A 21509-nucleotide genomic window follows, 5' to 3' on the forward strand; every position below is an offset into this window, starting at 1 on the left:
CCGTGCAGGCATTGCAAGCGCTGAAGCAGGAGATTGCTTCGGGCGCGGTGCGCCCGCGCAATGACATCATGCCTCCTCAGCCAGCCATCACCATTGCCACCCGGCTGTTGCTATCGCGGGTTGGTCGTAAAGATTCCGGTCGATCTTACACCTTTGCTTTCGATATTGGTAAACTATTACTAGAGAATATTTGCCATCATTCTCAGATACGTGATCGCACACGTGCAACAGGAACTCCTATGAACCGAAGACGCTCTGCTTGGTGGTGGTGCTTATGGTTGAGCGGCGCGTTACTGCTCACCGCCTGCATTGATCTGGCGGCAGCGCTGCCGCCTACTCCCAGCCCCTTCCCCACCTTAGCCCGCTTGCCAACCGTCACACCGGTGACGCCGCAACCAACCCGGTCACCGGTAACGATTGTGCTCGTTCCGCCGAGCACGGTCACACCCACTGTTGAACGCTTTGTCGGGCGCGTCAACGTGGAAGCAAATCTGCGCAATGGCCCCGGCACGTCGTTTCGGATTATCACGGTTGTGCCGGTTAACACCGAAGTGCTGCTCGAAGGCCAGCGCGCCAATTGGTACGTTGTGCGCCTGCCCGATGGCCAGAGCGGCTGGATGTCGGCAGCCGTCCTTGAGGTGGCGCCTGAGATCGCGGCGCGGGTGCCGGTAGCTACGCCATAGGACTGGCATAGGTGTCTGATGGAAGAGCCGGCCTGCGGGCCGGCTCTTAATGGGATCAGAGCAACGCAGCAATACCAATTAGTGCTACCATAGTAGAGAGTAGCATAATCGCTACGTCTGACGGCTTCAGCAAAGGATGCATTCCATGCAGCTTTTTAATACGTTGTCCCGTATCCGCGAACCATTTACCATCCCCACCGATCGCCCGGTAACGCTCTATGTCTGTGGGGTGACACCTTATGACACGACCCACATGGGGCACGCCCGCACCTTTATCGTCTTTGACGTATTGGTGCGCTATCTGCAATGGCACGGCGCGACGGTGCGCTACTGCCAGAACGTGACCGACGTGGATGATCCGCTTTTCGAGCGCGCCCGCCGCGATGGGGTGGATTGGTACGAGCTGGCCGAACGCCAAATTGCCCAGTTGCGTGCCGATTACGCCGGTCTCAACATTCTGCCGCCGACCTTCTTCCCGCGGGTGAGCGAGGAAATCGGCACGATGATTCCGATCATCGAGCGCCTGATCGAACTCGGCCACGCTTACGTCGCCGATGGCAACGTCTATTTCAGCATTCAAACCGACCCTGATTTCGGGCGGATGGCGCGCATGGGGTATGCCGAGTTGATGGCAATTGCCAATCAGCGCGGCAATAATCCCAATGACCCCTGCAAGCGCGATCCGCTCGATTTTGTGCTCTGGCAACGCGGTAATCCTGATGAACCAAAGTGGGAGAGCCCGTGGGGCATGGGCCGTCCGGGTTGGCATATCGAGTGCAGCGCGATGTCGAGACGTTACTTAGGCGATCAGATCGATATTCACGGCGGAGGAGCCGATCTAATCTTCCCGCATCACTCGTGCGAAATCGCGCAGAGCGAATCAGCCACCGGTAAAAAGCCCTTTGTGCGCTACTGGATGCACGTCGGCTTGGTCTGGCTCGATGGCGAGAAGATGAGCAAGTCGTTGGGGAATTTGGTCTTTGCCCGCGATGCGTTGCGCCTGCACCATCCCGACGCGATCCGCTGGTATCTGCTCAGTGAACACTACCGCGAGGAGTTTGACTACCGGCGCGACGCGCTGGCGCGCTACGAGCGGTACGCTGCCGATCTCCGCCGGGCCGTGACCGTCAGAGGCGGCGACCATAGTCCGCTCGATGTGAGCCGTGGCCGCACCGACGTGATTGCGGCGATGGACGATGATCTGGATACGCCGGCAGCATTGGCAACACTGCACACGATGGCCGGCGTGATCATCGATGCCGCCGCCGAGGGCCGCGACATAAGCGCGGCACAAGCGATCGTGCGTGATCTCGCAACGATGATCGGTTTCACGCTGCGCGAACCATAGCATTGGGTGCAGCAGCACAGTGGGTTTGCAGTTGCCTGTGGCTGCCACAGCCGCTGGAATGCGGCGGGATGCGTGCCGCACGCTCACACCCGCCCTGTACGCGGGATCGTGACCGTGGTTTCAGCCTTTGGAGTGAGGCAGTGCAACTGCTGCGCATGTTTGCAACGGAACATCCTCGCCGATCGTGTGTGTGACCGGTAGATGGCGGAAGTGCGACTGCCGCACATTCACAACTACCCTGTCAGCATCGTGATTGTAACCGCTGGAGTGCGGCAGTGCGACTGCCGCACTCCAGATTGCAGAGTTGCGACCGTCTACAACACCTTAACGGCATTAGCGCCGCAGAGGCAGCAAATGCCTTGGCCCACCGTCTGGATGATGCGCAGTGTTCGCTGGCACAAACGATAACATGCGGCAGTTAAACTGCCGCACTCCATAAATTGCTGCTCAGGCGGTAGCCTGCTGTACGATCTGGAACCGGACTTCATCTCACCGCTGGCGATTGCGATCGCGCCCGCGCAAGAAGGGCGGGATGTCGAGATCATCGTTGGGCATCGCCGGACGCACCGGTTGCACCGGTGGCTGCACCGGCGCCGGCGTCGTCTGCTTGGGGCGCTGGGCCGGTTGCCCGCCGATCTGCCCGGTCGCTTGGCCAGTGCTGGTCGCCGCTGTCGGATACGAACGGGTGCGTTGCACGTTGGAGTTGCGGTTCATATCGAAACCGGTCGCGATCAGCGTGATCTTGATCTCACCGGGAGGGAAATTGGGATCAATCACGGCGCCAATGATAATGTTGGCGTCGGGATCAACCTGCTTAGCGACAATATCGGCTGCCTCGTAGACCTCCATAATGCCGAGATCTTCGCCACCGGTAATGTTAAAGAGCACCCCCTTCGCCCCGTCAATGCTGACCTCGAGCAAGGGGCTGGCAATCGCCTGATTGACGGCATCAAGCGCGCGAGCATCGCCCTTACCATAGCCGACCGCCATCAACGCCGAACCTTGCTGGGCCATAATCGTCTTGACGTCGGCGAAGTCGACATTAATCAGACCGCGCTGGGTAATCAGGTCAGAAATGCCCTGAATACCTTGGCGCAACACATCATCAGCCATCAAAAACGCCTGCTGGAAGGTGGTATTCTTGCTGGCCGTCTGCAAGAGGCGGTCATTAGGAATGACGATCAAGGTATCAACCACCGGGCGCAACTGTTCGATCCCGGCCTCGGCCACTTTGCGGCGGTGATTGCCTTCAAAGGTGAAGGGGCGGGTGACGACGCCAACCGTCAGTGCGCCGAGGTCATGGGCAATCCCGGCGATGATCGGCGATGCGCCGGTGCCAGTGCCGCCACCCATACCGGCAGCGACAAAGACCATATCAGCGCCCTTCAACTGCTCGTAGATATCTTCCTGATTCTCCTCCGCCGCCTTCTGCCCGATCACCGGATTGCCGCCGCTGCCCAGACCGCGGGTGAGCTTATCACCAATGCGAATCCGCACCGGCGCCAGCGAGTGCATCAAGGCCTGCACATCAGTATTGACGGTAATAAACTCGACCCCCTGCACGCCAGCGGCAATCATGCGATCCACTGCATTGCTGCCGCCGCCGCCAACGCCAACCACCTTGATCTGGGCAAAGTCTTCCAGCGAGAAGCCATTGCTGCTTCGATCAACCATGTGCGAACCTCCTTGAGTAGTGTTATGGTAATAATTCGCGCAACCAGCGGCGGAAGCGCTCGTATAGCGAACTCGTATCATCAGACGAAGACTGCTCAAGCGGCCGCCCGCCGTACCGCATTCCCCATCGTAAAAGCCCCACAGCCGTTGCATACGCCGGCGAGTCAAGCGCGTCATGTAAACCGCCTAACCCGCTGGGAATGCCGATCCGTACCGGTAAGCGCAAATCGTCGCGCAACAAATCATCGAACCGGCTAAGCTGTGCGCCACCGCCGGTCAAGACGATGCCTGCCGGCAACATGCTCTCGTAACCGCTGCGCCGCGCCTCGTCCACGATCAACTCGATCAATTCTTCGGCGCGCGCCTGCAAGACCTGTTTCAGCAGATAGGCGCTGATCTGCTGCTTTTCCCCTACCGTCAACGTCTCGGCGTCGATCAGGTCGCTTTCATCACCCGGCGCCGGTGGGTTGCCGGCGATGGCGCTGCCGTAGCGTAGTTTGAGATATTCGGCGGTGTTGGGTGGCGTGTGCAGCACGTAGACAATATCGTTGGTAAAGTGCTGGCCGCCGACCGGGATCACGCCGGTGTGCCACACCCCGCCTTGGGCAAAGATCACGAGGTCAGTCGTCGCGCCGCCAATATTGATCAGCATCACCCCGCGCTCTTTGTCGTCATCGCTGAGCACTGCTTCCGCAGCGGCTAACGGTTGCAAGACCAGATCGTCGATCTGGACACCGGCCCGCTCGACGCTGCGAATCAGGTTTTGAATCGCCATTGCTTCGCCGGTGATGATGTGGGTCTCTACTTCCAACCGTAGACCGCTCATCCCGATCGGATCGCGAATGCCATCGTTGCCATCAATCACATAGGCGCGGGGAATAATGTGAATAATCTCGCGCTGGGTCGGCAAGGCCACTGCCTGCGCCGCTTCGATGGCCCGCGCCACATCGTGACGCGAAATCCCATCGGGATTCTGCACCGCCACCACCCCCCGGCTATTGAGTGAGGAAATATGGCGCCCGGCAATCCCGACAAAGGCGTGGTTGATACTCAAACCGCTGGCCCGCTCGGCCTTTTCAATACTGGCTTCAATGGCTGAAGCCGCATCGTCGATATTGACGACTACCCCTTTATCGATCCCACGGCTGGGCACCATTCCCACGCCAAGAATATTCAGCCGCCGGCCATCGCCGATTTGGCCGACGATAGTACAGATTTTGCTTGTGCCAACATCTATCCCGACAATGGTGCGTGCCATGGTTCGTGCCATAGTATCCTCGCTGCCTGCCGCAGACGGCGCTCACGGCCTGCCGTCGGTACGGTTTTGGTAATATGGGTTGATCGATCGTAAATCGAGATAAGTAAACGGTGTGCCATCGGCAAGCATATACGCCAATATAGTCAGTTTGCGTTCGAGCCGCTCGCTGCGGCCAAACACGATCATCTGATCTTGGGCGGTGCGCACAAAGACGCCTAAACCGACATCCCAGCCGATCTGGGCCGGTTGCAGCCCCAATTCATTCGGCAACAGCAGAGCCAGTTCGCGCGCTAGCGCCAGAGCGTCGGTATCGAGCCGCTTATTCGGTTCGACCGGCAAATTAGAAGTATCCACGATGACGAGCGCATCGTCCGGCGGCGGCGCTGGCGCCGGCTCAATCACATAGCCCTGCCGGTCAACCAGATAATCAAGCCCGCCGGTGCGCCAATAGACTGCCGGCTGGCGTTCGACAATCACGATCCGCGCCCGATCAGGCAGGATTAGGCTCAGCCGGGCATGCTCGACAAAGGGACTCGCCAGTAACGGCGCGATTGTCTGCTCTTCATCGATCAACCAGATCGGCTGCCCACGCAGCGGGATAGCGTCGACAATCCGCTCAGGGCTAAGAAACTCCACCCCCACCACTTCGACGGTCTGCACGCGGAACTGGCTGCTGAAGAGCGCATAAAAGAGGGCTAGACAGCTCACGGCAAAGATTGCGCCGCTGGCAATGCGCCCGCTGTGCCAGCTATCAAGCAAGCGCCGGCGCCAACCCGGCACCGCCGGTTCATCGGTAGGCCGGCGCGCTCGCTGCCGGCGCGCGGCAACTCGTTCGCGTGTGTTTGGCGGATTGTATTCCATAGGTTTGTGCGCCCTTCACCTAACCCTTGATGCCTCGCTCGCCACTTACGACCCATGCCCGGCCCGCGCTAACGCCAATGCCACCAGCCGGTCGAGCAGGCGGGGATAGGACAGACCGCTCGCGGCCCACATTTTGGCGTACATACTGATCGGCGTAAAGCCGGGCATCGTATTCACCTCATTGAGCCAGAACGTGCCCTGCTCGCGGTCGAGCAGGAAATCAACCCGCGCCAACCCCGCGCCATCGATCGCTTGAAAGGCCTGTATCGCCAGCGCCTGCACCTGCACGATCTGGGCCGGCGCAAGCGCCGCCGGTACGATCGTTTGCGAGCCGCCATCAATATACTTAGCGTGGTAGTCGTACCACTCACCGGCGGGGATAATCTCGCCGGGAAGGCTGGCTTCAATCTGATCGTTCCCCAACACCGAAATTTCGATTTCGCGCGCCGGGATGCCTTGCTCGACCACAATCCGGCGATCGTAGCGGGCGGCTTCGTGCAGCGCAGCGATCAATTCTGCCCGATCACGCGCTTTGCTGACGCCAACGCTACTGCCGAGATTGGCCGGCTTGACAAAGATCGGGAAATGCAATGTCGCTTCGATCCGGTTGCATACCGCCTCGATAGCCGCCAATTCAACGCGCCGCACTAGCAACCATGGCAGCACCGGCAAGCCAGCGGCGGCAAAGGCCGCTTTCATCAAGCCTTTATCCATGCCGACTGCGCTGGCCGCCACGCCGCAACCGACATACGGCTTGCCGGCCAGTTCCAGCAATCCTTGGATGGTGCCATCTTCGCCATACGGGCCGTGCAATACGGGAAAGTAGACATCAGCCGCGGGCAAGGCCCATCCCGGCGCACCGACTCGACCTAATTCGCGCACCGGGCCGGGAGCAGCCATTGTGGCGCTGGCCGGCAAGCGGGCCGGATCGGCGGCGGCCATCAACGCTGCTAATGCGCCGGGGCCGTGCCACCAGCAGCCGTCTTTGCCGATACCAATCGTTTCGATGTGGTATCGATCGGGATCGAGGTTATTGATGACGGCATGCGCTGAAACCAGCGATACCTCGTGTTCACCGCTCTGCCCGCCGAAGATGACGGCAATCGTGATCGGTTGGCTCATTAGCCGCCTCCCGGAACTGTCTCATCGCTCGCTGAACCGATCGTTTTTTGAATAAACGAAGTGGTTAGGAAAATTTTGCGCATGATTTCGTTCATGTTGATCTTGGATTTGATTTTAGCTAAGCATTAGAAACGATAGTAGACTCAGTAATGGATCAAGAAAGTTTTTCAGTGCGTAACGTTTTGATCCGTCTGCGGGCCAGCGGCCCGCGCCCCTTTCCCACGCCGGCAGGCCAGCGGCCCGCGCCCCTATCTCCCTACCCCCTACGCCCCACTCCCTAGATCACCCGCACCTCAAGGTGCAACGTGATCCCAAACCGTTCGGCAACAGTAGCGCGCACCAATTCGATCAACGCCAGAATGTCGGCAGCGCGCGCTTGACCGCGATTGACAATGTAATTGGCGTGGATCGGGCTGATCTCGGCGTCGCCGATCTGCACGCCTTTGAGACCAGCAGCTTCGATCAAGCGCCCCGCACTCTCGCCGGGTGGATTTTTAAACACGCTGCCGCACGAACTGCCCGCCGGCGTTTTACGTTTCCGCTCGGTGGCAATCGCTGCCATCCGCGCCGCCAAGACCGCCGGATTGGCCCGTCGCAGACGGAAGCGTCCGGCCAACACCAACGGGGGAATGCCTTCCGCCACTGGATGCTTGAGCACGCTCTCGCGGTAGGCATACGCTAACGCGCTCACTGGCCACTCTACCCGTTCGCGTCCATTGAGTAACAGCTCGGCGGCAATCAGCACGCTCGCGGTATCGCCGCCGTAACAACCGGCATTACCGACAATCGCGCCGCCGATCGCGCCGGGCAACCCTTCAGCCCATTCCAAGCCTGCCCACCCCATTGCTGCCAACCGGCGAGCCGTACCGGCCATCGGCGCACCCGCCTCGATCCACAACTCGGCCTCATCACCCGCTTCATGCAAGGCCCAGCGCTGGCCGCGGTACGACGCGATCACACCGGCAAAGCCCTCGTCACGCACCAGCAAGTTGGTGCCGCGGCCCACCCAGATCAACGGCAAGCCTTGAGCAGTCGCCCACGCCGCCAATGCGATCGCCTCTTCAGGCGTCGCCGGTTCGGCGTAGTAGCGCGCCGGCCCTCCTACCCGCCATGAGGTATGGCGGACCATCGGCTCATCGGTGCGAAGCGTGATTGGCAGCGTCTCTTTCATGGATGGTCTCCGTCTGCGCGGCGCGCAACCGTGCCAACGCCAGCGCCGCCACCCGGTCGCTATCGCCGGCGCCGAGGGTCAAGACCACATCGCCGGGCCGGGCCACGGTGGTGATCAGCGCCGCCGCTTTGGTTGGAGCGCCAGCGTAATGGGCAGTGATCCCGTGAGTCGCCAGATGGGTTGCTAACTCAGCCGCCAGCGCCACTGGATCACCCTGTTCGCGGGCCGGATAGATGTCACCCACCAACACCGCCGCTGCCGCGCGGCAAGCATCGGGCCACTGTGCCCATAGGCTACGCGTGCGGCTGAAGGTATGCGGTTGCAGATAGACGATCACGCGCCGTCCGGGATACCGCTGCTGCGCCGCCGCAATTGTGGCCTGCACTTCAGTCGGGTGATGCGCATAATCGTCAATCACCGTCATCCCCGCCGCTTCGCCGCGCCATTCAAACCGCCGGCTACTACCGCGATAGGTTGCCAGCGCCGCTGCTGCCGTGTTCAGATCAGCCCCCCACAACGCCGCCGCCGCCAACGCCGCCGTTGCATTGCGCACGTTGTGCAGACCGGGCGCCGCCAACGTCACCATCGCCGCCAACCGGCGGGCAAACGTCCGCCGGTCGTAATACCAGAGATCGAACTGCTGGCCGGTAGCGGTAGCCTCCACCCGGCTCGCTGTCCAATCGAGCGGAGCCAGCCGGCACGAAACCGGATCGCACGCGATCTGTTCGTCAATCCCATAGAGGCGGGCTTGGCCATCGCTATCCAGCGCCGCCGCGCCGGGATCATCAGCGCAGAGCAGCAACCGGCGCCGATCGCGCACCTGCCGGGCAAAGGTCGCAAAGGCCGCAGCATACTCCTCGGCAGACGGGTAGATATCGGGATGATCCCACTCGACATTGGTGACAATCGCCAGCGCTGGCGTCAGGGCCAAAAACACGCGATCATACTCATCGGCCTCGATCACCAGCGGCGCTGCCGGATCACCCCACTGTGCGCTCCCGCCGAGATCAGGCACTTCGGCACCGATCAAAAAACCGCACTCTACCCCGCCCCCCCGCAAAGCCAGCGCCGTCATCGCGCTCGTGGTCGTCTTGCCGTGGGTACCGGCCACTGCGATAACCGGACGCTGGGCCGACCATTCCCGCCAGAGATCGGCCCGGCTCAGGCGGGGAATACCGAGCGCGACGGCGGCTTCGAGTTCCGGATGCGGGCCACGGATAGCGGCAGTAGCCAGCACCACATCGGCGCCACGCACATACGCCGCGTCGTGCCCTTGCCAAATCTGCGCTCCTCGCGCCGCCAACGCCGCTGTCGCCCGATTCGCGGCCAGATCAGACCCGCTCACCGTATGGCCTTGGTCGAGCAACAGATGGGCAATGGCGCTCATGCCGGCCCCGGCAATTCCGATGATGTGATAGTGACTCACGGCTTCCAGACCTTTGGAAAGTTGAACAAAATCAGCAAACCCAAAATCATAAAGAAGATCGCAATCAGCGACGGCAACAAGATGCCGACATCAGGCAACACGTTCAAGAAGGTTGCAATCGGCCCTTCAAACGTGCCGCCGCCCTCAACAAACTCGCGCCAGAACACGACGACCGCGTTCGTCCAGAGCAGCGCGATCAACGCCCCGACAAACAACCCAAGCGGACGAGCCAGCTTTTCCTTGGGCGGCCCCTTCCAAGCGGCCTTGCTATCAAAAAACATCCCCAGCAAGATCAGCGCAATAAAGGCCATGGTGCGAAAGAAGAGCGGCACCTGAAACCCCGGCGTGATCAGCGGATCGAGCGGCGGGGCCAATGTTGGGTCATTCCCGATCAGAAACGCCACAAAGCGCGGCGCATTGACCCACAACCGGTTGATCACCTCAACCACAAACGTGCCGCCGCGCACGCACAAGACATAAGCGATAATCGTCCAGATTGCGACTGTCAACAGGTTGCGTAACCCCTGCTGATACCCGGCATAACCGCCCAACGCCATCAGAATGAGCAAAATCGCCACGCCGTTGAGATTAACAGTAATAGCTGTCTGCCCAAGGGGGAGCACCATCCACTGCTCAATCATGCCGAACTCCTCTGCGCAAGGCCAATCAGCGCCATAGCCAAAGCGTGGGCCGCATCAGGACGGGCCAGCGCGTGGCTACGAGCTGCCATCTGCTTCCGCATCCCCCCATCCGTTAGTAATTGTCGCACCGCCTGCGCGAGCGGCCCTTCGGCTGGATCGCCATCACCCAACATCGCCTGATCGGCGACCTTCAGCGCCGCGCCGCGTTGCACCAGATAATCAGCGTTTTCATCTTGATGCACATACGGGTAGGGCACTAACACTGCCGGCAACCCCACTGCCGGCAATTCGGCCAACGTCGAAGCGCCACTGCGACAGACGGTCACATCTGCCGCTGCCAGCGCCGCTGCCATACTCTGTGCGCTGCCGCTTTCGAGATAGGGGAAGAGCAGGTAGCGCGCGCGCAACGCCGGATCAAGACGCGCCGCCACTTCTTCCAACCACACCTGATCGCCTTCGCGCCCACAGACGTGAATAATGGTACAGAGCGGCAGCAACGTTGGCAAGAGCGCGGCAATCGCCCGATTCACGCTGCGCGCCCCCCGGCTGCCGCCATAGACGAGCAAGACCAGCTGGTCAGGTGCAATCCCAAAGGCGGCCCGCGCTGCCGCCCGATCGATCGTAAACAGTTCGGGCCGTACCGGATAACCGGTGACCATCGCCCGGCGGTGACCTTCGTGCAACCCCAGCCGCGGCAAGGCATCGCTCACGTTCACCGCTGTCAGATCGGCGATCCGGCTCAGCAACCGCACCGCCAACCCGGGCACCACGTCGGGCAGATAGATCATTGTGGGAATACGCCGGAGTTTAGCGGCGACGAACAGCGGCACACAAACATAACCGCCGGTGCCGAGAATGGCATTCGGTCGCTCGCGTGCGAGCAACTGCATTGCCGCCGCCACCCCGCGCAGCAGGATCAGCAGCGACCGCACCATCTGCACCGGCCCGCGCCCACGGATGGCCGCCGCCGGCAAGGCGCGAAACGGCAACGCGCTCTCGCGCGCGACGATCCGCTCTTCCATCCCGCCCATACTGCCGGCATACACCACCTGCGCCCGTTCAGCGAGCGCGCTGGCGACGGCTAAGGCCGGATACACGTGGCCGCCAGTTCCGCCACCCGACAGGATCAGACGGAGGGGGTTCGGTTTGGTGGTAACGTTTGGATATTGTGCTAACTGGTTCTGACCGATCGACATGGCGTGAAATGTTCAACAAGATGCCCACCGCCATCAGACAACTGATCAGCGATGAGCTGCCATACGACAGAAACGGCAACGTCAAACCGGTAAACGGAATGAGCGCGACCGTGACCGCAATGTTAATAAATGCCTGAAACACCAACCACGAGGTAATCCCAACCGCCACCAGCGCAGCGAACGGCGACGGCGCCTGCGCCGCAATCCGGTAGCCGCGAGCAGCGATGATGACAAATGCGATCAAGATGGCAATCGTTCCGAGCAGGCCCCATTCTTCGCCAATAATCGCGTAGATAGTATCGGTATGCGGCTGCGGCAACCAGAGATATTTCTGCCGGCTCATCCCCACGCCTTGGCCGAAGATCCCGCCGCTGCCCAGCGCGTACAGTGCATGGATGATCTGATACCCCTCGGCACTGGGCCGCGACCATGGATCGAGAAACGCTTCCCACCGCTCGCTCCGAAAGGTCACGATCAGAGCCCAAAATGCCATTGCGCCCAAGAGAGCCGCACCGCCGACGTGCAAGAGATTCGCACCTGCAGCAAAGAAGATTGCGCCGCCGATTAAGACCATCACGATGGTGGTGCCTAAATCGGGTTGCAGCATAATCAGACCGCAGATGAACCCCAGCATCACGGCAAACGGCGCTAACCCGTATGTTACATTGCCGAGCCGGTGGCTGCGCCGCGAGAGCCAATGGGCAAAGTAGATGATCATCGCCAGCTTGGCAAATTCTGACGGCTGAATGCTAAAGATGCCGAGCCACCCTTCGCCGAAGCGGATCCACGACCGCGCGCCGTTGACCTCGGTCATGCTGGCCGGCAAGATCAACACGGCTGCCAACAAGAGCAGCGACCCAGCCATGAGGTGGATCGAATAGCGTTGCCAGACCCGGTGATTGATCCGTTGTATGACGACCATCAACCCAAAACCAATCAGCGCACCAGTCATCTGCCGCAAGGCATAGTAGAACGGATTGCTTTTGAACACCGCCGCTTCGACAAAGCTGGCGCTATAGACCATCACCAACCCGAACGTTGTAAGACCAATCACGGTCGCCATCAATACCCGATCGGGCGGGTGCGTGGCACGATCGAACAGCGGGATTGGAGCGGGTGATGTGTCAGGGTTGGCCATACCATCCTCTTTCATCGTGCTCGCAACTGCGAGCTGAATGTCATTCCTCCCTCACCGGCTGCACGGTGCTTGGCGCTGAACGAGTGTTCATCTGTCGAGCGTGCGGGCCAGCGGCCTGCGCCCCTGTCTCGCACCTTGAGGAGCGAACAGACCATTTGGCCGAGTACAACCGTTGATTGCTGCGCGATGCCTCAAAGCCCGGCGCTGCGCTCTCCTCTCCCGCGCCAGTGGGAGAGGGTGGGGGGGTGAGGGTACACCAGCGTATCGCAAAGCAAGTAGCCACATCTACACCCATGGATTTTGTCCGGCTTTGAACTCGCCCCAACGGGCCAGCGGCCCGCGCCCCTTTCGCCCGCCCGGTGCGCAGGTGGCGCGATCGCAACAATTCCTGCGCCAAAGCGAGCGACATCTATCTAAACCATGCGGCACGGTACGTCACGGTGAGCGGCGACCGGTGGCAACCCCACCGTTACGCCGGGGTCACTAGACGCACCAGCGCCATCATCACCAGTGCAATTGCCATTGCCCACAGCCAACCCTGCGCCGGAAAGCGCCGGATCAACAAGGGCGGAAAGAAGCGCAGGTCAATCGTCAGCCGCGGCGACAGCGCCATTCCGATCAGTACGCCGCTGACCAACCCGCCCAAATGCCCCCAATTATCAATAACCCCCTGTGCGGCAAAACCGATCAGCAGGTTGATAAAGGCAATTGCTGCGATGCCGCGCACCTGATTGCGGCCAAACTCACCCAACGCTTGCCGGTTGAGGTAGTAAAAGATGCCGAGACCGCCGATCAAGCCGAAGATCGCACCACTTGCGCCAACCGCCGGCGCCGGCGAGAGCGCATACGATGCGATGCTGCCGCCGAGGCCGCTGAGCATGTAGAGCGCCAGCAACCGCCCGTGCCCGTAGAAGCGTTCGGTTTCCGGCCCCAACACCGAGAGCGCATACCCGTTGAAGAAAATATGGATCAGGTTGGCATGTAGGAAGACGGCTGTCAGCAACCGCCACACCTCGCCGTTGGCGATCCGCTCATTCACCTTCGCCCCTAGCGCCACCAGCACCGGAAACGCCGGTTGAAAGAAGGAACCGCTGAGGACGCTGGTTAACACATACACAATCCCAATCACCCAGAGCAGGCTATACGTCACGATCGGGCGCGGCAGTGGCGGTGGGGCAGGCCGCGGCGGCGGCTCTTCGGGCAGATCGGGCCGGCGGCCAAATTCACGTTCGGCCCGGCGCAAAAACTCTTCGATCTCGTCAGGTTCATTGGGCGGGCGTGCCATGAGCTTGCTCCCTAGCGCGAACGGCAGCCATCTCGCGCACAATCTGGCGAAACGCTTCGCCGCGATGAAATTCATTCCGAAACATGCCGAAACTCGCGCATCCGGGTGAGAGCAAGACAGCGCCGCCGGGTGGGGCGAGCATGCGAGCCTGCGCCACAGCAATTCGCAAATCATCGAAGGGGCCAACCACCGGCAACGATGGCGCTTGCGCTTGTACCAACGCCTGCAAGGTGGGCGTGGCGCTGCCGGCCAAGAGCACGACTGCTGCTGCACCTTGCGCAATGGTGTCTGCTAATGCCGCTAAATCCAGATTCTTGTCGGCCCCGCCGGCCAGCAATACGATCGGCCCCAGCACCGTCGCCAGCGCCACTGCGGTGGCTGCCGGATTCGTCGCAGTGGTATCATTAATATAGCGCACGCCATCGATCGTCGCCACCAGTTCGAGCCGGTGTTCAACCCCGCTCACGGTGTGCAACGCCGCTGCAATGGCGGCAGGGTCAATCCCAAACCGGTAGGCCAGCGTCGCCGCCGCCAACGCATTGGCCGCGTTGTGCTCGCCCGGCAACCGCAGATCTGACCGGTGAAACAGGATGACATCGCGATAGCGAAAGGTGCCATCAGCCGTGACCGTCGCGTCAGCGGTTGGGTCAGTCAAGCTATAGCTGATCACCCCTTGTCTCCCGCCGCCCCACTCGCGTGCCTGTTCCGGCGGCAAGACCGCGACGCCGTCAGGGCCTTGATGGGCCATAATTTGCCGTTTGGCATTGGCGTAAGCTGCGAGTGAACCATGCCAGTTGACGTGATCGTTCCCCAAATTGGTGAGGAGCGCGTATGCTGGGCTCAGCCGCGCCTCACCCAGCCGTTCGAGCTGAAAGCTGCTCAATTCCAGCACCACCGGCGTCTGCGGCCCGATCTGATCGAGCGCCTCGAGCGCCGAGACGCGCAGATTGCCTGCCGCCACCGTATCGGGATAGCGCTGCCGGATCATCGCCGCCAGCAGCAAGGTAGAGGTTGTCTTGCCTTTGGTACCGGTCACGCCGAGGATCGGGCCGGGGCAGGCGCGAAAGAAGAGGGTCATCTCGGTTTCGATCGGCACGCCGCACGAGCGGGCCAGCGCCAGCCACGGCGAGTCGGGCCGCACTGCTGGATTAACCACCAGCATCTCGGCGGCGCGAATATCTTCGGCGCGATGTTCGCCTAACGTATAACGCACGTGCTTGCCAAGCTCGGCGGCGAAGGCGTCGAGGCGGGCAATCGGTTCGGCCAGCGCCTCTGCCGGAGCAAGGTCGGTCACTGTCACCTCAGCGCCGTGGCGCAATAGCCAGCGGGCCACGCCTAACCCGCCGCCATGCACGCCCAAGCCCATTACCAACACTCGTTTTCCGGCTACCGCAACCATCACCGGCTCCCATTACGCTCTTGCATAATCGCAGGCGCCCGATCCACCCCTGACTCAACCCGCGGCGGCCCAAAGATCAGCGCCAGCGAAATCCCCACCATCGCCGCCACCGTCCCGATCAACACAAACCGTTGCGTCACCTGCGGCTGGCTCCAGCCGAGCAATTCAAAATGGTGGTGGAGCGGAGCCATCTTAAACACCCGCCGGCCCTCGCCGTAGCGCCACTTTGTCCACTTAAAGTAACCGGTCTGGATCATCGTCGAAAGCGCCTCAACCACAAACACAATTCCGATCACCGGCAAGAGCAGCCATTGCTGCGACTGCAAAGCCACCACGGCGAGGGTTGCCCCCAACGCCAATGCCCCCAGATCACCCATAAAGACCTGCGCCGGATAGGCGTTGTACCACAGGAAGGCGGCGCACGCACCGACAACGGTAAAGCAGAACGCCATCAGGTTGGTGAGACGCGGCTCGGCGAGAAAGGTGATCACGCCATACGCACCAAAGGCGAGGGTCAAATTCCAGCCGGCCAGACTATCAAGACCATCGGTAATATTCACCGCGTTCGAGATGAACACGATGATCAGCACCGCAATCGGGATAAACCACAGCCCGATATTGACTTGGCCGACGAAGGGGATCTGCACCAAGCCTTCGTGCTCTAGCCCATAAGGCTGCGGCAAATAGAGCGCCAGACTGGCGAAGAAGGCCACCGCCATCATGATCCAAAACTTAAACTTGGCCGTGAAACCATGCGTCTTGGAACGCGAGCCGGTCAGTGACAACCAATCATCGATTCCGCCTAAGACGGCGAAACTCACCATCACACCGATCGGCAACAGCATTGACCAGCGATCAACCAGATTGAAGAGCGCGGTCAACACCACCACGGTGCTGACGATCATAATCCCACCCATCGTCGGCGTACCCACCTTGACCAGATGGCTCTGCGGGCCATCGGGCCGGATGCGCTTGCCCAGCTTGTGTTTACGGGCAAACTGCACCCACCACGCGCCAACGATCAGGGTTAGCGCAAACGCAGCAGCGGCGAGCAACAGGGCGCGCGCCATATCTTGAACCAACACTGCACGCAGGACGCTCACGCAACTTCTCCTGTTGTCATGGGGTAACGCTCAGGCTTGGAGCGCGGCAACGATTGTTTCCATCTGCACACCGCGCGATCCTTTGATAAGCAGACAATCACCAGAGCGGATCATCTGATTGAGCAGTTCGATCGCCGATTCGTTATCAGGACAGATTGCCACCTGCTCGGGCGGCATACCAGCCGCGAGCGCCGCCTCAGCCATCGTCTGCGCTTGCCGGCCAACCGCCACCAACCAATCAGCGGTCTGGGCAGCGGCAGCACCCACTTGCTGGTGCCCCTCTGCGGTTGCCGCCCCCAATTCAAGCATCTCACCCAACACGGCGATCCGGCGACCCGGCGTTTCGGCCAACACGTTCAGCGCAGCGATTGTTGACAAGGGCGCCGCATTGTAGGTGTCGTCAATAATCGTCACCCCGGTCTGGCTCTGCACCACCCGCAGGCGCAACTGTTCACCGGGTGCGCGCAAACCGGCGGTAATCGCTTCCCAATCCAAACCGAGCACCAAACCTGCCGCGATAGCCGCCAGCGCCGTATAGGCGTGGTGCTTCCCAATCAAGGGGGTGCGCAAACGATGCTGCGCGCCTTGATAGACGACCGTGAGCTCAATCCCGTACAGGCCATAGCTGATCACATCAGTCACGCGCACATCGGCGTGCGGCGCGTAGCCATACGTCAGCACCCGCGCCGGCGTGCGCGTCGCCATCGCCGCCACCCGCGGATCATCGGCGTTGAGGATGCACCAGCCATCAGCCGGCAACGACTCAGGCAATTCCGCTTTTGCATTGGCAATCGCCTCGATGCTGCCGAGCCGTTCGAGGTGCGATGGGCCGACATTGGTCACAATGCCGATGTGGGGGCGAGCGAGCGCCGCCAAGAAGCGGATCTCGCCCGCCGCCCACATCCCCATCTCGAGCACTGCCACTTGATGGTCGGCAGTCAGCCCGAGCAAGGTAGCCGGCAATGTCACATCACTGTTAAAGCTACGTTGGCTTTTTAAGGTTCGCAATCGCTGGCTTACTACAGCCGCGACGACCTCTTTGGTCGAGGTCTTGCCCACGCTGCCGGTGATACCAATCACCGTTGGCGTGAACGTCCGCCGATGGTAGACAGCCACGCGCTGCAACGCTTGCAGCGGGTCGTCTACAGCGATGAGGAGGCACGCCTCAAGCGGAACGTTCGCCAACAACGCGCTTTGGGTTGGCTCGATCAACCGCCATGGCCGGGCTGCCGCCGCCAGATCGGGAGCCAACGCCGCGAGCGTCACCGGCGACACCAACGCTGCCGCCGCACCGCGCGCCACCACATCGGGTAAAAAACGATGCCCATCGGTGCGTTCGCCGGCCAGCGCCACAAAGAGCGATCCCGGCGTCACCTCGCGCGAATCGGTCACCACTGGGCCGATCAGCCGGCCATCCCACGGCGACGGCATTGCCACCGCCTGCCGCGTCGCGCGCGGTTGCACCCCATACAATAAATTGTCGAGCCTGATCAAGTCGCCCTCCCAACGTCACCTTGCGCGCCAAGCGCCTCGCGGAGGCCATTATAGCATCTCCCTTCCGCTCACTTCGATTGAGCGGCGGCGGCTGATACCAAGCTGAGAGAGCGAACGCCATACCAATACCTACGGTTGTCCCGGACTGACGAGTGACCGATCTGGCGGCACATGCGCGTACCGCAACAATTGATCGACCACGTTGTAATAGACCGGAATCGCGGTTAACACGCCGAGCGTATCTTTTTTCGGGCGATCGATCTTGACCAACACCACAAAGCGCGGCTCATCAACCGGCGCAATCCCCAACACCGAACCGATGGTATAGGTGGGGTCATAGCCGCCGCCGGGCAACGGGATCGACGCGGTGCCAGTCTTGGCCCCGACCCGGTAGCCGGGCACGAGCCATTGGTCACGCCAATTACCGGTACGCGGCCCCCAGATGACCGGGGCATAGTGGTTGGCCGCCTCGACCAACATCTCGCGCACCGCGCGGGCCACCTCCGGCTCGATCGGCTGGCCAGCCACCTGCGGTTTGGTCTGCACACACTCTTCGTTGCGACAGATCTGTTGCACAACGTAGGGCTGCATCATCACGCCATCATTGGCAATGGCCGCCGCCGCCTGCACCAATTGCAACGGCGTCACCGAAATCGCTTGGCCGTAGGCGTTGATCAAAAAGGTCAGCGGATTGTAGCCCGCGCCGCCGTAGAAATTGACAATCCCGCTCTCTTCGCCAGCCAGATCAACCCCGGTCGGCTGGCCGAAGCCGAAGCGGGTCAGCGTGCGGTAAAACGCTTCCGGGCCGGTCAGCTCGTTAAACTGCAACGCCGCCACATTGCTCGAATAGTAGAGCATGCCGGCCAGCGTCAGCGCCCCGCGCGGCGCGCCGTCGAAATTGCGCAGCGTGCGGCCATAGCGCACCACCCACCCCGGATCATTAACCGTGGTATTTATCGTCACCGCACCCGAACTGAGCGCCGCACTCGCCGTAAACATCTTAAATGTGCTGCCCGGTTCATAGACCACGCCAATCGCCGGATTGCGCCCGTACACCTCCGGCAGGTATTCCTGCCAGCGGTTGGGGTCAAAGAACGGCCAGCTCGCCATCGCGAGGATCGCGCCGGTGCGCGGATCGAGCACGATCACCGACCCGCCATCGGCATTCTGCTCGTCAATCGCCTGTTTCAACTCGCGCTCGGCCACCTGCTGGATGAACGGATCGATCGTCAATTGCAGGTTGGCGCCGTCTTGCGGCGGCAGGGTGCGCGAGAGGCTGGTGGCAATCGGGTTGCGGGCCGGATCGAACTCACCCTCCACCCGGCCTTCCGTCCCCCGCAAAAGCTGATCGTAATACGCCTCAATCCCGCTAATCCCCTCGCCGTTCAAATTCAGCGCCCCGACCACCTGCGCCGCGGTGATCGCTTGCGGGTAGAAGCGCATCGGCTCGTAGACCAGCCGCAGACCGGGCAGCTTGAGTTCGGCCACTTGCGCCGCCACCTCTGGTTCAAGCCAGCGCGCCAAGCGCACCCACTGCCGGTCAGAGCGAAGCGCCGACAAGATCGGCTCGGCGGGGGAGCCGGTCAGTCCAGCGACCAGCAAGGCAATCTCAGCTTTACGGTCAGCCGGCACCTGCGGCGGAATAGCAAACAGGCTTTGCCGTTCGACATCCATCGCCAGCACCGTGCCTTTCGCGTCAGTAATTTGGCCCCGGCGCGGGGCCAGCAACACCGGCGTTTCAATCTCGAGCCGCGCTTTGTTGGCCAACTCTTGGCTGCGCACCACTTGCAAATCGACCAACCGCACGGTCACAATCAGCGTGATCACCACACAACCAATTAACAACGCTTGCAACCGCCAGCGGGCGAGACGCCCGACCGGCGGGGTAACAGCGGTGGTGGAAGTGGTCGAATGTGTCCGGCGAGTGGTAGCAGCCATAGCTCGTTACTCATCGAGACTCGGGAGATTTGGAATGCGCACATAGCGCAACTGATCAGGCGTTGGTTGGCGGAAACCCAATTCGGCGGCCCGTTTGAGGCGCGCCTCGACCGACTGCACCCGCGCCATCTGCTCTTGCAACTGCGAATACTCGCGGGTCAGTTGCACCTGCCGCTGGCGCAGCTCCACCAGCTCGTAGTTCATCCGCGCCACCAATCCGCTCTGCAAGAGAGTTAGCACGCTCAACAGGCAGCAGATCAGCGCCAGCAGCAGCATATAGCGTGCGCCATCAAGCTTAAGGTACCGCGAGAGATCGATCCGGCGCAGCCGCACTCGCCCCAACAGAGCAGGAATCTGGTCGCTTCTGACTGCCATCGTGTTTCCTCTTCTAGCCGCCCTCGTTACGCAATCCGAACGGCAACGCGCAATTTGGCGCTCCGCGCCCGCGGATTGGCGGCAACTTCCGCAGCGCTGGCCACCACCGGCTTCTTGGTGATGATGGCTAAACGCGGCGCTTCACCGGCGGCCTCAGCGCGCAGAAACTGCTTGACGATCCGATCTTCGAGCGAATGAAAACTGATCACCGCCAACGTACCGCCAAGGGCGAGCAGCGCGACCGCCTGCGGCAACGCCGCCGCCAACCGGTCAAGCTCGTGATTGACCGCGATTCGCAACGCTTGAAACGCGCGAGTGGCCGGATGGATCCGACCGTGACGGCCACCCACGGCGCGGGCCACCACCGCCGCTAGATCGGCAGTCGATTGAAATGGCTGCGAGCGCCGGCGTTCGACGATCGCGCGCGCAATCCGGCGCGCCGCGTGCTCTTCGCCATACTGAAAGATGATGCCGGCCAGCTCGCGCTCGCTCAAGTGATTCACCAGATCAGCCGCCGTCGGGCCTTGGGTCGGGTCAAGCCGCATATCGAGCGGGCCATCGGCGGCAAACGAAAAACCGCGTTCCGGCGTATCGAGCTGGTACGACGACACCCCCAGATCGAACAGAATGCCTTCGACGGCGGTAAAACCGGCCTCAGCGGCCAAAGCCGCCAGATCGGCGAACGATCCGTGACGCAAGACGGCCTGTTGGCCGAGACCGGCCTCGGCCAGCCGCTCGGCAGTAGCAGCCAGCGCTGCCGGATCGGCATCAATCCCCAACAACACCCCGCCGGGTTGGGCGGCTTGCAACACCGCCAGCGCATGCCCGCCGCCGCCAACGGTCGCATCGAGATAGCGACCGCCGGGCCGCGGCGCGAGAGCCGCTACTACCTCAGCCAGCAACACCGGCGTATGTTGGAACGTGACCACCATCAAATCCCCAACTTTCGCATCTGTTCGTCGAAGCGCGGGCCTTGGCTGGCGAGCCGCTCTTCGACCTCGCGCCAGCGATCAGGCGCCCACACCTCAATAAAGGTATCAAGACCCACCAACACTGCCCGATCGGCCAAATCGACGTTTTCCCGCAAGCTCTGGGGCAGCAAAATCCGCCCCTGCCGATCCATTTCTTGCTCGGAAGCGTTAGCAAACAGCAACCGGCGCAACATGCGCGCATCTTCATCGGTCAACGACAGTGCACTGACCCGGCGGGTCAAATCACTCCAGAACGGCAAGGGGAAAATCAGCAGACAACGGTCAAAACCGCGGGTCACGACCATCCCACCGGCCAGATCGGCGCGAAAGCGGGCCGGAATTGCCAGCCGGCCCTTCTCATCGATGGTATGTTCGTGCGTCCCCAGAAACACGCCCGTTACTCCTACGTAGATGGGAAAGTTGCCC

General features: G+C 61.5%; 19 protein-coding genes. 2 read left to right on the forward strand and 17 right to left on the reverse strand.

The genetic code is table 11. The features are described 5' to 3' along the window. Nucleotides 1–239: 239 nt before the first annotated feature. Both U9R81_RS00450 and cysS read left to right on the forward strand, forming a co-directional pair. Nucleotides 240–683 carry an SH3 domain-containing protein gene (locus U9R81_RS00450; protein WP_322493578.1) on the forward strand — a complete coding sequence of 148 codons (444 nt, stop codon included), beginning with the start codon at nucleotides 240–242 and terminating at the stop codon, nucleotides 681–683. Nucleotides 684–828: 145 nt separating this feature from the next. Then, entirely contained in the window at nucleotides 829–2031 is a 1203-nt protein-coding gene (gene cysS, locus U9R81_RS00455) for a cysteine--tRNA ligase (RefSeq protein ID WP_322493579.1), read from the forward strand. 489 nt (nucleotides 2032–2520) lie between these two features. Here the strand turns inward: cysS and ftsZ are convergent, their stop codons facing one another. The 17 genes from ftsZ to mraZ form a co-directional block, all read right to left on the reverse strand. Next, nucleotides 2521–3705, reverse strand: coding sequence for a cell division protein FtsZ (gene ftsZ / locus U9R81_RS00460; protein ID WP_066782663.1), 1185 nt, complete (start codon nucleotides 3703–3705; stop codon nucleotides 2521–2523). A gap of 22 nt (nucleotides 3706–3727) precedes the next feature. After that, a complete protein-coding gene (ftsA, locus tag U9R81_RS00465) occupies nucleotides 3728–4975 on the reverse strand; it encodes a cell division protein FtsA (protein ID WP_322493580.1) in 1248 nt (415 codons plus the stop codon). A gap of 30 nt (nucleotides 4976–5005) precedes the next feature. Beyond that, the gene (locus U9R81_RS00470; RefSeq protein WP_322493581.1) at nucleotides 5006–5824 is read right to left on the reverse strand and encodes a cell division protein FtsQ/DivIB; all 819 of its coding nucleotides are present in this window, start codon (nucleotides 5822–5824) and stop codon (nucleotides 5006–5008) included. Between the two features lie 45 nt (nucleotides 5825–5869). After that, nucleotides 5870–6946: a D-alanine--D-alanine ligase family protein gene (locus tag U9R81_RS00475; RefSeq protein ID WP_322493582.1), complete on the reverse strand. Its 1077-nt coding sequence runs from the start codon at nucleotides 6944–6946 to the stop codon at nucleotides 5870–5872. Nucleotides 6947–7223: 277 nt separating this feature from the next. Continuing rightward, complete coding sequence (gene murB, locus U9R81_RS00480) at nucleotides 7224–8117, reverse strand: UDP-N-acetylmuramate dehydrogenase (protein WP_322493583.1); 894 nt, start codon at nucleotides 8115–8117, stop codon at nucleotides 7224–7226. Further along, the gene (gene murC, locus U9R81_RS00485; protein ID WP_322493584.1) at nucleotides 8080–9543 is read right to left on the reverse strand and encodes a UDP-N-acetylmuramate--L-alanine ligase; all 1464 of its coding nucleotides are present in this window, start codon (nucleotides 9541–9543) and stop codon (nucleotides 8080–8082) included. Before murC ends, murB begins: the two co-directional genes overlap by 38 nt. Further along, nucleotides 9540–10184 carry a hypothetical protein gene (locus U9R81_RS00490; protein ID WP_322493585.1) on the reverse strand — a complete coding sequence of 215 codons (645 nt, stop codon included), beginning with the start codon at nucleotides 10182–10184 and terminating at the stop codon, nucleotides 9540–9542. Before U9R81_RS00490 ends, murC begins: the two co-directional genes overlap by 4 nt. Further along, on the reverse strand, nucleotides 10181–11281 hold the full coding sequence (locus U9R81_RS00495) for a UDP-N-acetylglucosamine--N-acetylmuramyl-(pentapeptide) pyrophosphoryl-undecaprenol N-acetylglucosamine transferase (RefSeq protein WP_322493586.1): 1101 nt from the start codon (nucleotides 11279–11281) through the stop codon (nucleotides 10181–10183). Before U9R81_RS00495 ends, U9R81_RS00490 begins: the two co-directional genes overlap by 4 nt. After that, complete coding sequence (gene ftsW / locus U9R81_RS00500) at nucleotides 11244–12518, reverse strand: putative lipid II flippase FtsW (RefSeq protein WP_322493587.1); 1275 nt, start codon at nucleotides 12516–12518, stop codon at nucleotides 11244–11246. The genes U9R81_RS00495 and ftsW overlap by 38 nt, the downstream gene beginning before the upstream one ends. Nucleotides 12519–12987: 469 nt before the next feature. Then, a complete protein-coding gene (locus tag U9R81_RS00505; protein ID WP_322493588.1) occupies nucleotides 12988–13803 on the reverse strand; it encodes a rhomboid family intramembrane serine protease in 816 nt (271 codons plus the stop codon). Continuing rightward, the gene (gene murD / locus U9R81_RS00510) at nucleotides 13784–15202 is read right to left on the reverse strand and encodes a UDP-N-acetylmuramoyl-L-alanine--D-glutamate ligase (RefSeq protein ID WP_322493589.1); all 1419 of its coding nucleotides are present in this window, start codon (nucleotides 15200–15202) and stop codon (nucleotides 13784–13786) included. The genes U9R81_RS00505 and murD overlap by 20 nt, the downstream gene beginning before the upstream one ends. Then, nucleotides 15202–16305: a phospho-N-acetylmuramoyl-pentapeptide-transferase gene (gene mraY / locus U9R81_RS00515; protein WP_322493590.1), complete on the reverse strand. Its 1104-nt coding sequence runs from the start codon at nucleotides 16303–16305 to the stop codon at nucleotides 15202–15204. The genes murD and mraY overlap by 1 nt, the downstream gene beginning before the upstream one ends. A 30-nt stretch (nucleotides 16306–16335) precedes the next feature. Continuing rightward, a complete protein-coding gene (locus U9R81_RS00520; RefSeq protein WP_322493591.1) occupies nucleotides 16336–17799 on the reverse strand; it encodes a UDP-N-acetylmuramoyl-tripeptide--D-alanyl-D-alanine ligase in 1464 nt (487 codons plus the stop codon). A 129-nt stretch (nucleotides 17800–17928) separates the two neighbouring features. After that, complete coding sequence (locus U9R81_RS00525; protein WP_322493592.1) at nucleotides 17929–19737, reverse strand: penicillin-binding protein 2; 1809 nt, start codon at nucleotides 19735–19737, stop codon at nucleotides 17929–17931. A gap of 6 nt (nucleotides 19738–19743) precedes the next feature. Further along, entirely contained in the window at nucleotides 19744–20112 is a 369-nt protein-coding gene (locus U9R81_RS00530; protein WP_322493593.1) for a hypothetical protein, read from the reverse strand. A gap of 26 nt (nucleotides 20113–20138) precedes the next feature. Beyond that, a complete protein-coding gene (gene rsmH, locus U9R81_RS00535; RefSeq protein WP_322493594.1) occupies nucleotides 20139–21044 on the reverse strand; it encodes a 16S rRNA (cytosine(1402)-N(4))-methyltransferase RsmH in 906 nt (301 codons plus the stop codon). Continuing rightward, entirely contained in the window at nucleotides 21044–21475 is a 432-nt protein-coding gene (mraZ, locus tag U9R81_RS00540) for a division/cell wall cluster transcriptional repressor MraZ (protein WP_322493595.1), read from the reverse strand. The genes rsmH and mraZ overlap by 1 nt, the downstream gene beginning before the upstream one ends. Nucleotides 21476–21509 lie beyond the last annotated feature (34 nt).

The organism is Chloroflexus sp. (genome assembly GCF_034435895.1).
Classification (GTDB): domain Bacteria; phylum Chloroflexota; class Chloroflexia; order Chloroflexales; family Chloroflexaceae; genus Chloroflexus.

What these genes read in the sequence shown, in the direction of transcription:
- U9R81_RS00450 (WP_322493578.1), top strand. Translation starts at nt 240, where the DNA reads ATGAACCGAAGACGCTCTGCTTGGTGGTGGTGCTTATGGTTGAGCGGC.
- cysS (WP_322493579.1), top strand. Translation starts at nt 829, where the DNA reads ATGCAGCTTTTTAATACGTTGTCCCGTATCCGCGAACCATTTACCATC.
- ftsZ (WP_066782663.1), bottom strand. Translation starts at nt 3,705, where the DNA reads ATGGTTGATCGAAGCAGCAATGGCTTCTCGCTGGAAGACTTTGCCCAG.
- ftsA (WP_322493580.1), bottom strand. Translation starts at nt 4,975, where the DNA reads ATGGCACGAACCATGGCACGCACCATTGTCGGGATAGATGTTGGCACA.
- U9R81_RS00470 (WP_322493581.1), bottom strand. Translation starts at nt 5,824, where the DNA reads ATGGAATACAATCCGCCAAACACACGCGAACGAGTTGCCGCGCGCCGG.
- U9R81_RS00475 (WP_322493582.1), bottom strand. Translation starts at nt 6,946, where the DNA reads ATGAGCCAACCGATCACGATTGCCGTCATCTTCGGCGGGCAGAGCGGT.
- murB (WP_322493583.1), bottom strand. Translation starts at nt 8,117, where the DNA reads ATGAAAGAGACGCTGCCAATCACGCTTCGCACCGATGAGCCGATGGTC.
- U9R81_RS00490 (WP_322493585.1), bottom strand. Translation starts at nt 10,184, where the DNA reads ATGATTGAGCAGTGGATGGTGCTCCCCCTTGGGCAGACAGCTATTACT.
- ftsW (WP_322493587.1), bottom strand. Translation starts at nt 12,518, where the DNA reads ATGGCCAACCCTGACACATCACCCGCTCCAATCCCGCTGTTCGATCGT.
- U9R81_RS00505 (WP_322493588.1), bottom strand. Translation starts at nt 13,803, where the DNA reads ATGGCACGCCCGCCCAATGAACCTGACGAGATCGAAGAGTTTTTGCGC.
- murD (WP_322493589.1), bottom strand. Translation starts at nt 15,202, where the DNA reads ATGGTTGCGGTAGCCGGAAAACGAGTGTTGGTAATGGGCTTGGGCGTG.
- U9R81_RS00525 (WP_322493592.1), bottom strand. Translation starts at nt 19,737, where the DNA reads ATGGCTGCTACCACTCGCCGGACACATTCGACCACTTCCACCACCGCT.
- U9R81_RS00530 (WP_322493593.1), bottom strand. Translation starts at nt 20,112, where the DNA reads ATGGCAGTCAGAAGCGACCAGATTCCTGCTCTGTTGGGGCGAGTGCGG.
- rsmH (WP_322493594.1), bottom strand. Translation starts at nt 21,044, where the DNA reads ATGGTGGTCACGTTCCAACATACGCCGGTGTTGCTGGCTGAGGTAGTA.